Origin of the sequence: Pseudomonas sp. 3HC3 (assembly GCF_044904505.1) — a bacterium.
GTDB lineage: Bacteria > Pseudomonadota > Gammaproteobacteria > Pseudomonadales > Pseudomonadaceae > Aquipseudomonas > Aquipseudomonas putida_Y.
Genome location: NZ_JADDRH010000037.1, coordinates 1 through 13,785 on the forward strand (window position 1 = coordinate 1; position 13,785 = coordinate 13,785).

Below are 13,785 nucleotides of genomic sequence, written 5' to 3' on the forward strand. Positions count from 1 at the left end.
CAGTGGAAGACAGGGAATCGTGTTTCGAACTATGCTTTTTCATGGTCTCGCCCTCGCTGCCGTTGGCTTCTTCGAACACCACCGTGGCACTGTGATGCCTCGGCGGGGGCGAGTCCATTGATTACAAAGATTGTGTAGCTAGGAAATGTCGTGTCGGGCCAGCGCCCACTCCACATGCTCGCGCACCAGATCCGATTCATCGTCGCGCCGGGCCTTCAGCGCCTCGATCACCGGAATCGTCGACGGCGCATTGCCCAAACCTACCGCCAGGTTGCGCAAAAAACGCTCGTACCCGGCTCGCCGCAACGGCCCGCCTTCGGTCTTGCGCAGGAAGGTGCGTTCATCCCACAGGAACATCGCTGCCAGATCGGTATTTTCCAGCCCGTGCCGTGGCTGGAAATCCTGCTCCTGGCTGTGCTTGGCAAAGCGGTTCCAGGGGCAGACGATCTGGCAGTCGTCGCAACCGAACACCCGGTTGCCCATCTTTGCGCGTAACTCGACAGGGATCGCGCCTCTCAGCTCGATGGTCAGGTACGAGATGCAGCGCCGGGCATCCAGCACATACGGCCCGACGAACGCCTGTGTCGGGCAGATGTCCAGGCAGGCCTGGCAACGCCCGCAGTGTTCGCTGGTGGTGGCTTCGTCCACCGGCAGCGGCAGGTCGACGAACAGTTCGGCAAGGAAGAAATAGCTACCTGCCTTGCGGTTGAGCAACAGCGTGTTCTTGCCGATCCAGCCCAGCCCGGCCTGTTCGGCCAGGGCCTTTTCCAATACCGGGGCGCTGTCTACAAAGGCGCGGTAGCCGAACGGGCCGATGGCTTCCTGGATGCGGTCGGCAAGAAACTGAACGCGCTTACGCACCAGCTTGTGGTAGTCCCGGCCAAGCGCATAGCGCGACACGTAGGCCTTCTCCGGCTGGGCCAGGCGCTGTGCCATCTGCGTGTCGCCGGGCAGGTAGTCCATGCGTAGCGAGACCACGCGTACCGTGCCAGGGATCAGTTGGTCCGGGTGTGACCTTTTGCTGCCGTGGGCGCCCAGGTATTCCATTTCACCCTGATAGCCGGCGTCGAGCCAACGCTGCAAGTGGTGTTCGTGTTCGCCAAGGTCGACCCCGGCGATGCCAACATGGGCAAAACCGAGTTCTTGGCCCCACATCTTGATCGATTGGGCCAGTTGGGCGAGGTCAGGTGTGGAGGCGGACATGGATGGGCAAGGCAATACGGGCTCAGGTGCGTATAATTCTGCCAGACATTGGAGCCTTTGACCCCATGCCGCAGACCAAACACCCCAGTAATGCCCCTCAATTGCTCAGCAGCGTGACGGTTGCTCGCCTGCCGGCACGGCATGCGTATGCCCACAAAGGCGACTTTGGCCATGTACTGGTGGTCGGTGGCGACCTTGGTACCGGAGGCGCTGTACTGCTCAGCGCCGAAGCCGCCCTGCGTTGCGGCGCCGGGCTGGTCAGCGTGGCAACCCGGCCCGAGCACGTGCCGGCCAGCCTGGCGCGCCTGCCCGAGGTCATGTGCCTGGGTGTCCGTTCGGCCAACCAGTTGATGGGCGTGCTGGAGCGCGCTTCGGTACTGGTGGTCGGGCCCGGCCTGGGGCAGGCGGCATGGGGTTGTAGCTTGTTGTCTGCGGTGGCCAACGCCGAGCGGCCGCAAGTGTGGGATGCCGATGCCTTGAATTTGCTGGCGCGCACTCCGCTGGCTCTGCCCAGTGGCAGCATCCTTACCCCGCACCCGGGGGAGGCAGCGCGGCTGCTGGGCATTTCCACCGAGGCGGTGCAGGCCGACCGCCCTGGCGCCGCGCGCAAGCTGGCGCGCCGTTATAACAGCGTCTGTGTACTCAAAGGTGCCGGCACATTGGTGGCAGCCCCAAGCGGGCAGCTGGCGTTATGCGAGCGCGGGCACCCGGCGATGGCCGGCGCCGGCCTTGGCGATGTGCTGACTGGCGTGCTGGCGGCACTGGTGGCCCAAGGCCTGGATGCCTGGGGTGCGGGTTGTCTGGGAGTGTGGTTGCATGCCTGTGCCGGCGAGCGCCTTGGGTTAAAAGGTAGAGGCCTGGCGGCCAGCGATCTGGCGCCGGTCATTCGTGAGTTGTTGGAGGAGCATTCTGCGTGTCTGGCTTAAATGTGTTTCTGGCCGATGAAGAGGCCACGGTCGAATTCGGTGCAGCCCTGGCCGAGGTGACCGGTGGTCGCGGCGTGATTTTCCTTGAAGGCGACCTGGGCGCGGGTAAAACTACCCTGTCGCGTGGCCTGATCCGCGGTCTGGGCCATACTGGTGCTGTGAAAAGCCCGACGTTCACCGTGGTCGAACCCTATGAAATCGGCGAGGTCCGAGCCTTTCACTTCGACCTGTATCGCCTGGTTGACCCGGAGGAGCTTGAGTTCATGGGCATTCGTGACTATTTCGAAGGCGACCCGCTGTGCTTGTTCGAATGGCCACAAAAGGGTGCGGGCGTTTTGCCAAAGCCTGACCTGACCATTACCATAAGCCCCCAAGCGAGTGGACGCTCGCTGAACCTTTCGCCGCAGGGGGCTCGCGGCGAGGCCTGGTGCGTGGCACTGGCCGAACACTATAAACAGTAAGTGGGGTAGGTATGCGCATACGCGCACTGGTCGCCATCGTTGGGCTGCTGCTGACAACGGTGACCGTTGACGCTCTGGCCGTCACTCAAGTCAAGAGCATGCGCCTGTGGCGCGCACCGGACAACACGCGGCTGGTTTTCGACCTGTCTGGCCCCGTGCAGCATAGTGTCTTCACCCTGAGCGCACCCGATCGCCTGGTCATCGACATCAATGGCGCAACACTGGCCGCGCCACTGAATGTGGCCACCTCCAACACGCCGATAAGCAATGTGCGTTCGGCCCAGCGTACGCCAACCGACCTTCGGGTTGTGGTCGATCTGAAAAAGTCGGTAACCCCGAAAAGCTTCACCTTGGCGCCCAATGCACAGTACGGCAACCGCTTGGTGGTCGACCTTTATGATCAGGAAGCTGACGCTATCGCGGCCAGCGCGCCGCCGCCTGCACGGGCACCGGTGCAAACGCCTGCGACCACGCCGGCGGTGCCAGTGACGCCGGCCCAGCCGGCGATCAAGCTGCCACCGGTACCCAGTGGCAAGCGTGACATCGTGGTTGCCATCGATGCCGGGCATGGCGGCGAAGACCCTGGCGCTTCTGGCTCGCGTGGCCAGCACGAAAAAGACATCGTGTTGCAAATCGCCAAAGAACTGCAGCGTCAGATCAACAGCGAAAAAGGTTTCCGTGCAGAGCTGACCCGCACCGGTGATTACTTCATCCCGCTGCGCAAGCGTACGGAAATCGCCCGCAAGAAAGGCGCCGACCTGTTCATTTCGATTCACGCCGACGCGGCCCCTTCGCGCGCAGCCTTTGGCGCCTCGGTGTTTGCCTTGTCCGATCGTGGCGCCACCTCTGAGACTGCGCGCTGGCTGGCCGACACGGAAAACCGTTCCGACCTGATCGGTGGTGCGGGTAATGTCAGCCTCGACGACAAGGACCGCATGCTCGCTGGCGTGCTGCTTGATCTGTCGATGACAGCTACGCTCAGCTCCAGCCTCAACGTGGGGCAAAAGGTATTGGGCAACATGGGGCGCGTCACCTCGTTGCACAAGCAGCGCGTGGAACAGGCCGGTTTCATGGTGCTCAAGTCGCCGGATATTCCGTCGATCCTCGTTGAAACCGGGTTCATCTCGAACAACAACGAAGCAGCCAAGCTGGCCTCATCCAGCCACCAGCAGGCCCTGGCCAGGTCGATCCGCACCGGGGTGCACCAGTACTTCCAGCAGAACCCGCCACCTGGCACCTATATCGCCTGGCTGCGTGACACCGGCAAGATTGCCGCCGGCCCGCGTGAACACACCGTGCGCCCTGGCGAAACCCTGGCGATGCTCGCCGTGCGTTACCAGGTCAGTGTGGCCAGCCTGCGCAGCACCAACAAGCTGAAGACCGATGAGCTGAAGGTTGGTCAGCGCCTCGATGTGCCCGCCACAACCTTGGCCGCGCAATAATGAGTGGCGGTTCGCGAATTCAGTTGCTCAGCCCGCGGCTGGCCAACCAGATTGCTGCCGGCGAGGTTGTGGAGCGGCCGGCATCCGTAGCCAAGGAACTGCTGGAAAACAGCCTGGACTCCGGTGCCCGGCGCATCGATGTGGAAGTAGAGCAGGGCGGCGTCAAACTGCTGAAGGTGCGGGACGATGGCAGCGGCATTTCTGCCGACGACCTGCCGCTGGCCCTCGCCCGACACGCCACCAGCAAGATCCGCGAGCTGGAAGATCTTGAAGGGGTATTGAGCCTGGGCTTCCGTGGCGAGGCCTTGGCCTCGATCAGTTCGGTGGCGCGCCTGACCCTGACCTCGCGTACCGCCAGTGCCAGCGAGGCCTGGCAAGTAGAAACCGAAGGTCGCGACATGACGCCGCGGGTGCAGCCGGCGGCGCACCCGGTCGGTACTTCGGTGGAAGTGCGCGATTTGTTCTTCAATACCCCGGCCCGGCGCAAGTTCCTCAAGGCCGAGAAAACCGAATTCGATCACTTGCAGGAAGTGATCCGCCGGCTGGCGCTGGCCCGTTTCGATGTCGGGTTCCACCTGCGCCACAACGGCAAGAGCATCCTTAGCCTGCACGAGGCCCACGACGAAGTCGCCCGTGCGCGGAGGGTGGGTGCCATCTGTGGCCCTGGCTTCATGGAGCAGGCGCTGCCGATCGACGTGGAGCGCAACGGCCTACGCCTTTGGGGCTGGGTCGGTTTGCCGACGTTCTCGCGCAGCCAGGCTGACCTGCAGTACTTCTTCGTCAATGGCCGGGCAGTGCGCGACAAACTGGTCGCCCATGCTGTGCGTCAGGCTTACCGGGACGTGCTGTTCAACGGCCGCCACCCCACGTTCGTGCTGTTCCTGGAGCTGGAGCCCAACGGCGTCGATGTGAACGTGCACCCTACCAAGCACGAAGTGCGATTCCGTGAAGGGCGCTCGGTGCACGACTTCCTGTATGGCACCTTGCACCGTGCCTTGGCCGACGTGCGCCCGGAAGACCAGCTGGCCGCACCTGCGGCGGTGCCTGAGCTGGTTCGCCCCACTGGCCAGCAGGCCGGTGAGTTCGGGCCCCAGGGTGAAATGCGCCTGGCCTCGCCGGTGCTAGAACAGCCTCGAGCCCCACAGCAGTCGTTTTCCAATGGTGGCAGTGGCGCCGGTTACCAGTATCAATACACCCCACGTCCCTCGCAGCCGCTGCCGGCCGCAGAGGCACAGGCGGTGTATCGCGAGTTCTACAAGCCACTGGAAACCGGTGCAGCGCCTGCGACGGCCCTGCCCGAAAGTCAGGGCGACATTCCCCCGCTAGGCTACGCACTGGCGCAGCTCAAGGGCATCTACATCCTGGCCGAAAATGCTGTTGGCCTGGTGCTGGTGGACATGCACGCCGCTCACGAGCGGATAATGTACGAGCGCCTCAAGGTAGCCATGGCCAGCGAGGGTCTGAGCGGCCAGCCGCTACTGGTGCCGGAAACCCTTGCCCTTAGCCAGCGTGAAGCCGACTGTGCCGAAGAGCATGCCCAGTGGTTCCAGCGCCTGGGCTTCGAATTGCAGCGCCTGGGCCCCGAGACCTTGGCGATTCGCCAGATCCCGGCCTTGCTCAAGCAAGCCGAAGCCAATCGCCTGGTGCAGGACGTGCTTGCCGACCTTATGGAGTACGGCACCAGTGATCGCATTCAGGCGCACCTCAACGAACTGCTCGGTACCATGGCCTGCCACGGTGCCGTGCGCGCCAACCGGCGCCTGGCAATTCCCGAGATGAACGCCCTGCTGCGCGATATGGAAAACACCGAGCGCAGCGGCCAGTGCAACCATGGCCGTCCTACCTGGACCCAGATGGGCCTGGACGATCTGGACAAACTTTTCCTGCGCGGTCGATGAAATGAGCGGCAAGCCCCCTGCAATATTCCTGATGGGCCCGACGGCGGCCGGCAAGACCGACCTTGCCATCGAACTGACCACAGTGCTGCCGTGTGAACTGATCAGCGTCGATTCGGCACTTGTCTACCGTGGCATGGATATCGGTTCGGCCAAACCGTCGAAAGAAATCCTCGCCGCCCACCCGCACCGGCTGATCGACATTCGCGACCCGGCCGAGAGCTATTCGGCCGCGCAGTTCCGTACCGACGCCCTGGAGGCCATGGCCGAGATCACCGCGCGCGGCAAGATCCCGCTGCTGGTCGGTGGCACCATGCTCTATTACAAGGCGTTGATCGATGGCTTGGCCGACATGCCAGCGGCCGATGCGGCGGTGCGCGCCGAGCTGGAGGCACAGGCTGAAGCCCTGGGCCTGGCCGAGCTGCACCGCCAGTTGGCCGAGGTTGACCCAGAGTCAGCGGCACGTATTCACCCCAATGACCCGCAGCGGCTGATCCGGGCGTTGGAGGTGTACCGGGTGAGCGGTGAGAGCATGACAGTTCATCGCCGGCGTCAATTCGCGGAAAGTCGCGGCGCAGACGCAGGCGCTGGCGGACAATTGCCCTATACTGTCGCCAGTTTGGCGATTGCTCCTACAGATCGTCACATTTTGCATCAGCGAATTGCGTTACGATTTTCGCAGATGCTGGAACAGGGCTTCGTTGACGAGGTCCGATCGCTGCGAGCCAGAAGTGACTTGCACGCCGGGCTGCCGTCTATACGGGCAGTGGGTTATCGGCAAGTCTGGGATTACCTGGATGGCAAGCTGACTGAGAATGAGATGCGTGAACGCGGTATCATTGCTACCCGGCAGCTGGCCAAGCGGCAGTTCACCTGGTTGCGTGGCTGGCCTGAAGTGCACTGGCTTGACAGCCTGGCCTGCGACAATCTGTCCCGCACCTTGAAATACCTTGGGGCCGTCTCCATATTGAGCTGAGTCCCTGCTGATTGCCGTCTATTCTTGCGAAGGGGCGGCCTAATTTATCGATTTTATTGAATTTCTATTATTTATCCTTACAGGAGTGCGGCATATGTCAAAAGGGCATTCGCTACAAGACCCTTACTTGAACACCTTGAGAAAAGAAAAGGTCCCGGTATCCATTTACCTGGTCAACGGTATCAAACTGCAGGGTTCGATCGAATCGTTCGACCAGTTCGTGGTATTGCTGAAGAACACCGTCAGCCAGATGGTCTACAAGCACGCCATCTCGACCGTAGTTCCGGCCCGTCCGGTCCGCCTGCCAAGCCCGTCCGACAGCGAGCACGGCGACAGCGAGCCAGGCAACGCCTGATAGGAGCCTGCATTGTTCTTTGAGCGCCACGGCGGTGGTGAGCGGGCATTGCTCGTTCACTTGGAAGGTCAGAACCCTGAGGCGCGAGAAGACCCGCAGGAGTTTCAGGAGTTGGCATTGTCGGCCGGGGCCGACATCGTCTCGCTGGTCACGGTGACAAGGCATCAGCCTTCCGCCAAATACCTGATTGGCAGTGGCAAGGTCGAAGAGTTACACGACCTGGTCCATGCCGAACAGGTAGATCTGGTGATTTTCAATCACACCCTCACGCCCAGTCAGGAGCGCAACCTTGAACGTGTGTTCGAGTGTCGTGTGCTCGACCGTACCGGGCTGATTCTCGATATCTTCGCCCAACGGGCGCGTACCCATGAAGGCAAGCTGCAGGTCGAACTGGCCCAGCTGGAGCACATGAGCACGCGGCTGGTGCGCGGCTGGACTCACCTTGAGCGACAAAAAGGTGGTATCGGCCTGCGCGGTCCGGGTGAAACCCAGCTGGAAACCGATCGACGCCTGCTGCGGGTGCGTATACGCCAGATCAAGTCACGCCTGGAGAAAGTGCGCAGTCAGCGCGAGCAGGCGCGGCGCGGGCGCAAGCGGGCGGATATCCCATCGGTGTCGCTGGTGGGTTATACCAATGCCGGCAAGTCCACGCTGTTCAACGCCCTGACCGAGTCCGAGGTGTATGCCGCGGACCAGCTGTTCGCCACACTCGACCCGACCCTGCGCCGGCTCGAGCTTAACGACCTGGGGCCGATTGTGCTGGCCGACACCGTAGGCTTCATTCGTCACCTGCCGCACAAGCTGGTCGAGGCATTTCGGGCTACGCTCGAAGAGTCGAGCAACTCCGACCTGTTGCTGCATGTGATCGACGCCCATGAGCCAGAGCGCATGGAGCAGATCGAGCAGGTGCTGGCGGTGTTGGGCGAGATTGGTGCCGAGGGGTTGCCGATCCTCGAGGTGTACAACAAACTCGACTTGCTCGAAGATGTCGAGCCACAGATCCAGCGCAATGCCGATGGCAAGCCGGAACGGGTCTGGGTATCGGCACGCGATGGGCGTGGTCTGGAGCTGGTTGGCCAGGCGGTTGCCGAGTTGCTGGGGGATGATCTGTTTGTCGGTACCCTGTGTCTGGAGCAGCGTTTTGCCCGCTTGCGCGCGCAATTCTTTGCCCTGGGTGCCGTGCAGAGTGAAGAGCATGATGAAGAAGGGCGCAGCCTGCTGAGCGTGCGACTGCCCATGGTCGAACTGAATCGCCTGGTCAGCCGCGAAGGCATGGAGCCGCAAGTGTTTGTCGAGCAACACACTTTGCAATAAATGCTCGTCGAGGTCGCCGGGCAGCAGTGACAGGCATTCTGTAGCATTGGACGGCGCGCCGTGGGCGCGTCTTTGCTTTATCAGATGGAGAGCGCTATGGCTTGGAACGAGCCGGGTGGCAACTCGAACAATCAGGATCCCTGGGGCGGCCGCCGTGGTGGCGGTGGCGGCGGTGGTGACAAGAAAGGTCCACCGGATCTGGACGAGGCCTTCCGCAAACTGCAGGACAGCCTGAATGGCATGTTCGGCGGCAGCAAGAAACGTGGCGGCGGTGACCGCAATGTCGGCAAGGGTGGTGGCCTGGGCCTGCTGGGCATCGGCCTGGCGGTGCTGGCTGCAATCTGGCTGTACAACGCCGTGTATGTGGTCGACGAGCAGGAGCAGGCGGTTGTGCTGCGCTTCGGCAAGTACTATGAGACGGTCGGTCCCGGCCTGAACATCTACTTCCCGCCGATTGATCGCAAGTACATGGAAAACGTCACGCGTGAGCGTGCCTACACCAAGCAGGGCCAGATGCTGACCGAAGACGAGAACATCGTCGAGGTGCCGCTGACCGTCCAGTACAAGATCAGCAACCTGCAGGACTTCGTGCTCAACGTCGACCAGCCTGAGGTGAGTTTGCAGCACGCGACCGAGAGTGCTCTGCGCCACGTGGTTGGTTCCACTTCGATGGACCAGGTGTTGACCGAGGGTCGTGAGCAGATGGCCGTGGATATCCGCGAACGCCTGCAGCGCTTCCTCGACAACTACCGTACCGGTATCACCGTTACCCAGGTCAACGTACAGAGCGCGGCAGCCCCGCGTGAAGTGCAGGAAGCCTTCGACGACGTGATCCGAGCCCGCGAAGACGAGCAGCGTGCCCGCAACCAGGCCGAGTCCTATGCCAACGGCGTGGTGCCGGAAGCCCGTGGTCAGGCGCAGCGCATCATCGAGGACGCCAATGGTTACCGCGACGAAGTCATCGCCCGCGCCAAGGGTGAGGCAGACCGCTTCACCAAGCTGCTTGTCGAGTACCGCAAGGCACCTGACGTAACCCGTGAGCGTCTGTATCTGGAGACCATGCAAGAGGTCTACAGCAACTCGAGCAAGGTCATGGTGGCAACCAAGGACGGGCAAAGCAACCTGCTCTACCTGCCGCTGGACAAGATGGTCGAAGGCAGCCGCAGGCCGTCCGTGCCAACCACCAGCGTGTCGCCATCGGCCAACGATGCGGCCGCCCGTGCCGCGCAGGACATGCAACAGCAACAGCAGCAACTGCGCACTAGGGAGAGCCGCTGATGAGCAATAGATCGCTGATCGCCCTGATCGCCGCTGTGGTCCTGGCCATCGTGGCTTGGAACAGCTTCTACATCGTGTCCCAGACCGAGCGTGCGGTACTGCTGCGCTTCGGTAAGGTGGTCGAGGCGGATGTTCAGCCAGGCCTGCACGTGAAGATTCCGTACGTGAACCAGGTGCGCAGGTTCGACGCCCGACTGATGACCCTTGATGCTCCTACCCAGCGGTTCCTGACCCTGGAAAAGAAAGCGGTGATGGTCGACGCCTACGCCAAGTGGCGCGTCAAGGACGCTGAACGCTTCTACACCGCCACGTCCGGCATGAAGCAGATCGCCGACGAGCGTCTGTCGCGCCGACTTGAAAGTGGCCTGCGCGACCAGTTCGGTAAACGTACCCTGCACGAAGTGGTTTCCGGTGAACGTGACGCGCTGATGGCTGACATCACTGCATCGCTGAACCGCATGGCGAGCAAGGAGCTGGGCATCGAGGTGGTCGACGTGCGCGTCAAGGCCATCGACCTGCCGAAGGAAGTCAACCGCAGCGTGTTCGACCGCATGAGCACCGAGCGTGAGCGTGAAGCCCGCGAGCACCGTGCCAAGGGTAACGAGCTGGCTGAAGGTATCCGTGCCGATGCCGACCGTCAGCGCCGTGTGCTGCTGGCCGAGGCTTATCGCGAAGCAGAAGAAACCCGTGGTGATGGCGACGCCCAAGCGGCCGCTATCTATGCCAAGGCCTACAGCCAGGACGCTGATTTCTATGCGTTCCACCGTAGCCTGCAGGCATACCGCGAGAGCTTCTCGAGCAAGAGCGACGTGATGGTTCTGGATCCGAAGAACGAGTTCTTCCGTTACCTGGACAAGAGCAGGCCTTGATGCTCAGGCCCTGATTTTCATGCAGCGGCGCCCCGCCTGGCAGCTAATGCACCAGGCGGGGTGCATCCTGAATGAAAAGGGGTGTATGATGAGGCAGCCGGGAAATTTCCCGGCTTTTTTGCGTCTGCAAGGTTGATTGGCACAGCGCCGGTCGACAGTTTGGTCAGCTCGCAAGGCAATTTGAGGGTGTCGGGTACGGTGGCTGCGCTGGGATCAGTGCTGCCCGCTGCTGTGCGCGATACCGGCTTTTCTGACGGCTTGCCTGCTGGCAAGCCGCCCGGACCAGAGGGGAAATGGCGTAATGGCAACGGTAGACCGCTGGCTGCTGCCAGATGGCATCGAGGAAGTACTGCCACCTGAGGCTGCGCGCATCGAGATCGCGCGCCGCCAGGTGTTGGACCTGTTCCAGAGTTGGGGCTACGAACTGGTCGTCACCCCGCATATCGAGTACCTGGAGTCGCTGCTTACCGGCGCTGGCCAGGACCTGGATCAGCGCACCTTCAAGGTAGTGGACCCGCAGTCCGGCCGCCTGATGGGCTTCCGCGCCGACTTCACCCCGCAAGTGGCGCGTATCGATGCGCACACACTGCGCCGTGAAGGCCCGAGCCGCCTGTGCTATGCCGGCAGCGTGCTGCACGCCCAGCCGCGTGCCCTGTCCACCTCGCGCAGCCCGATCCAGCTGGGTGCCGAGCTGTACGGTGATGCCAGCCCTACCAGTGATGTCGAGGTCATCAGCCTGATGCTCGCCACGCTGCAGCTGACCGATGTGCCGGATGTGCACATGGACCTGGGCCACGTCGGTATTTACCGCGGCCTGGCCCGTGCCGCCGGCCTGTCTGGCGCGGTCGAACAGCAGCTGTTCGACGCCATGCAGCGCAAGGCTGTCGATGAAGTGCAGGCACTGACCGCCGACCTGCCGAAAGACCTGGGCAGCATGCTGCGCGCCCTGGTCGAACTGTGCGGTGGTCGTGAAGTACTGGCTGAAGCCCGCGTGCGCCTCGGTCGCGCCCCGGCCAGCGTGCTGGCGGCGCTGGACGACCTGCTGGCGATCGCTGATCGCCTGGCGTCGCGCTACCCGGACCTGCCGCTGTACTTCGACCTCGGCGAGCTGCGTGGCTACCACTATCACACCGGCGTGGTGTTCGCCGTGTTCGTGCCGGGCGAAGGCCAATCGATCGCCCAAGGCGGGCGCTACGACGATATTGGCGCCGATTTTGGCCGGGCGCGCCCGGCCACTGGTTTCTCCACGGATTTGAAGACCCTGGTCACACTGGGGCGAGCGGAGGTCGTATTGCCAACTGGCGGCATCTGGATGCCGGACAGTGGCGACGCGGCCCTCTGGCAGCAAGTCTGCCAGTTGCGCAACGAGGGCCAGCGTGTGGTTCAGGCTCTGCCTGGCCAGCCGTTGAGTGCTGCTCTCGAGGCGGATTGTGATCGGCAATTGATTCAGCAAGACGGGCGCTGGCAGGTTCTGCCGCTGGCCCAGTGAGTTTCTGCGTCGGCAACAGGCCGGCAACCAAGTTTGCGTGAATGAGGACCAATGTAATGGGTAAGAATGTCGTCGTCCTGGGCACCCAGTGGGGTGATGAGGGCAAAGGCAAGATCGTCGATCTGCTGACCGAACATGCTGCCGCCGTAGTGCGCTACCAAGGTGGCCACAATGCGGGTCACACCCTGGTGATCAACGGTGAAAAAACCGTTCTGCACCTGATTCCGTCCGGCATCCTGCGTGAAGGCGTACAGTGCCTGATCGGTAACGGCGTGGTCGTTGCCCCGGATGCACTGATGCGTGAAATCACCAAGCTGGAAGAGAAAGGCGTGCCGGTGCGTGAGCGTCTGCGCATTTCCCCGGCTGCGCCGCTGATCCTGTCGTACCATGTGGCCCTGGACCAGGCCCGCGAAAAAGCCCGTGGCGAAGCCAAGATCGGCACCACTGGCCGTGGTATTGGCCCAGCCTACGAAGACAAGGTGGCACGTCGCGGCCTGCGCGTGGGTGATTTGTTCCATCGCGAGCGTTTCGCTGCCAAGCTGGGTGAGCTGCTGGATTACCACAACTTCCAGCTGGTGAACTACTACAAAGAGCCGGCGATCGACTTCCAGCAGACGCTGGACGAGTGCATGGCTTACGCCGAACAGCTCAAGCCGATGATGCTCGACGTCACCGCCGAACTGCACAACCTGCGTCGTGCCGGCAAGGACATCATGTTCGAAGGTGCCCAGGGCTCGCTGCTGGATATCGACCACGGCACCTACCCGTACGTCACCAGCTCCAACACCACTGCTGGCGGTATTTCCACCGGTTCCGGCGTTGGCCCGATGTACCTGGACTACATCCTGGGTATCACCAAGGCCTACACCACTCGCGTGGGTTCCGGTCCGTTCCCGACCGAACTGTTCGACGAGACCGGTGCAACTCTGGCCAAGCGTGGTCACGAGTTCGGTTCCACCACCGGCCGTGCCCGTCGTTGCGGCTGGTTCGACGCCGTCATCCTGCGTCGCGCCATCGACGTCAACAGCATCTCGGGCATCTGCCTGACCAAGCTGGACGTACTGGACGGCCTGGAAACCATCAACATCTGCGTTGGCTACAAGAACGAGAACGGTGCCGTCATCGACGCGCCTTCCGATGCCGACAGCTACATCGGCCTGGAGCCGGTGTACGAAGAGATGCCAGGCTGGAGCGAGTCGACTCTGGGTGTGAAAACCCTGGAAGAGTTGCCGCAAGCTGCGCGTGACTACATCAAGCGCATCGAAGAGCTGGTTGGCGCGCCGATCGACATCATTTCGACCGGCCCGGACCGCAACGAGACCATCGTGCTGCGTCATCCGTTCGCCTGATCTGCCCTCCAGGCTGATCTGACGCCGTGGCCCTGAAAAGGGCTGCGGCGTTTTCATTTGTGGGTATGCCGGGGCTGGCCAATCCATCGGCAATCCACCGTTGCCGCCGCTACCGTATTCGCGGGTAAACCCGCTCCTATGTATGGACTCGCCCACACTGTCTAGCTGCTTTTTTGAACATAGGAACCCGGTTGCATCTATGTATCAGGCCTGTTCGAGGAAGCTTTT

Annotated in this window: 12 protein-coding genes; 11 read left to right on the plus strand and 1 reads right to left on the minus strand. The window is 62.3% G+C overall.

The features are described from left to right. Window positions 1–138 precede the first annotated feature (138 nt). Window positions 139–1,203, minus strand: coding sequence for a tRNA epoxyqueuosine(34) reductase QueG (queG, locus tag INQ47_RS25360; RefSeq protein WP_392523570.1), 1,065 nt, complete (start codon window positions 1,201–1,203; stop codon window positions 139–141). Between the two features lie 65 nt (window positions 1,204–1,268). Between queG and INQ47_RS25365 the strand changes: the two genes are divergently transcribed. The 11 genes from INQ47_RS25365 to INQ47_RS25415 all read left to right on the plus strand — a co-directional run bounded on the left by INQ47_RS25365 (window position 1,269) and on the right by INQ47_RS25415 (window position 13,557). Next, window positions 1,269–2,129 (plus strand): NAD(P)H-hydrate dehydratase, encoded by an 861-nt coding sequence (locus INQ47_RS25365; protein ID WP_404702882.1) that lies wholly within the window; start codon window positions 1,269–1,271, stop codon window positions 2,127–2,129. After that, window positions 2,117–2,590, plus strand: a complete 474-nt coding sequence (tsaE, locus tag INQ47_RS25370) for a tRNA (adenosine(37)-N6)-threonylcarbamoyltransferase complex ATPase subunit type 1 TsaE (protein WP_252460647.1) — start codon at window positions 2,117–2,119, stop codon at window positions 2,588–2,590. Before INQ47_RS25365 ends, tsaE begins: the two co-directional genes overlap by 13 nt. Before the next feature lie 11 nt (window positions 2,591–2,601). Further along, window positions 2,602–4,032 (plus strand): N-acetylmuramoyl-L-alanine amidase, encoded by a 1,431-nt coding sequence (locus INQ47_RS25375; protein ID WP_084851631.1) that lies wholly within the window; start codon window positions 2,602–2,604, stop codon window positions 4,030–4,032. Continuing rightward, window positions 4,032–5,930 carry a DNA mismatch repair endonuclease MutL gene (gene mutL, locus INQ47_RS25380; protein ID WP_084851629.1) on the plus strand — a complete coding sequence of 633 codons (1,899 nt, stop codon included), beginning with the start codon at window positions 4,032–4,034 and terminating at the stop codon, window positions 5,928–5,930. Before INQ47_RS25375 ends, mutL begins: the two co-directional genes overlap by 1 nt. A gap of 1 nt (window position 5,931) precedes the next feature. After that, a complete protein-coding gene (miaA, locus tag INQ47_RS25385; RefSeq protein WP_252460645.1) occupies window positions 5,932–6,903 on the plus strand; it encodes a tRNA (adenosine(37)-N6)-dimethylallyltransferase MiaA in 972 nt (323 codons plus the stop codon). 94 nt (window positions 6,904–6,997) lie between these two features. After that, the gene (gene hfq / locus INQ47_RS25390) at window positions 6,998–7,258 is read left to right on the plus strand and encodes an RNA chaperone Hfq (RefSeq protein WP_003258160.1); all 261 of its coding nucleotides are present in this window, start codon (window positions 6,998–7,000) and stop codon (window positions 7,256–7,258) included. A gap of 12 nt (window positions 7,259–7,270) precedes the next feature. Then, a complete protein-coding gene (hflX, locus tag INQ47_RS25395) occupies window positions 7,271–8,572 on the plus strand; it encodes a ribosome rescue GTPase HflX (protein ID WP_012274456.1) in 1,302 nt (433 codons plus the stop codon). 96 nt (window positions 8,573–8,668) lie between these two features. Beyond that, complete coding sequence (hflK, locus tag INQ47_RS25400; protein WP_252460643.1) at window positions 8,669–9,850, plus strand: FtsH protease activity modulator HflK; 1,182 nt, start codon at window positions 8,669–8,671, stop codon at window positions 9,848–9,850. After that, the gene (hflC, locus tag INQ47_RS25405) at window positions 9,850–10,719 is read left to right on the plus strand and encodes a protease modulator HflC (RefSeq protein WP_014592592.1); all 870 of its coding nucleotides are present in this window, start codon (window positions 9,850–9,852) and stop codon (window positions 10,717–10,719) included. The genes hflK and hflC overlap by 1 nt, the downstream gene beginning before the upstream one ends. A 301-nt stretch (window positions 10,720–11,020) precedes the next feature. Then, on the plus strand, window positions 11,021–12,208 hold the full coding sequence (locus INQ47_RS25410) for an ATP phosphoribosyltransferase regulatory subunit (protein WP_176683146.1): 1,188 nt from the start codon (window positions 11,021–11,023) through the stop codon (window positions 12,206–12,208). Window positions 12,209–12,264: 56 nt separating this feature from the next. Beyond that, window positions 12,265–13,557, plus strand: a complete 1,293-nt coding sequence (locus INQ47_RS25415; protein ID WP_003249542.1) for an adenylosuccinate synthase — start codon at window positions 12,265–12,267, stop codon at window positions 13,555–13,557. Window positions 13,558–13,785: the final 228 nt, after the last annotated feature.

Excerpts from the sequence above, each read along its gene's own strand:
- INQ47_RS25415 (WP_003249542.1), top strand. The coding sequence starts at position 12,265 with ATGGGTAAGAATGTCGTCGTCCTGGGCACCCAGTGGGGTGATGAGGGC.
- INQ47_RS25375 (WP_084851631.1), top strand. The coding sequence starts at position 2,602 with ATGCGCATACGCGCACTGGTCGCCATCGTTGGGCTGCTGCTGACAACG.
- queG (WP_392523570.1), bottom strand. The coding sequence starts at position 1,203 with ATGTCCGCCTCCACACCTGACCTCGCCCAACTGGCCCAATCGATCAAG.
- INQ47_RS25365 (WP_404702882.1), top strand. The coding sequence starts at position 1,269 with ATGCCGCAGACCAAACACCCCAGTAATGCCCCTCAATTGCTCAGCAGC.
- hfq (WP_003258160.1), top strand. The coding sequence starts at position 6,998 with ATGTCAAAAGGGCATTCGCTACAAGACCCTTACTTGAACACCTTGAGA.
- miaA (WP_252460645.1), top strand. The coding sequence starts at position 5,932 with ATGAGCGGCAAGCCCCCTGCAATATTCCTGATGGGCCCGACGGCGGCC.
- INQ47_RS25410 (WP_176683146.1), top strand. The coding sequence starts at position 11,021 with ATGGCAACGGTAGACCGCTGGCTGCTGCCAGATGGCATCGAGGAAGTA.
- mutL (WP_084851629.1), top strand. The coding sequence starts at position 4,032 with ATGAGTGGCGGTTCGCGAATTCAGTTGCTCAGCCCGCGGCTGGCCAAC.
- hflK (WP_252460643.1), top strand. The coding sequence starts at position 8,669 with ATGGCTTGGAACGAGCCGGGTGGCAACTCGAACAATCAGGATCCCTGG.
- hflC (WP_014592592.1), top strand. The coding sequence starts at position 9,850 with ATGAGCAATAGATCGCTGATCGCCCTGATCGCCGCTGTGGTCCTGGCC.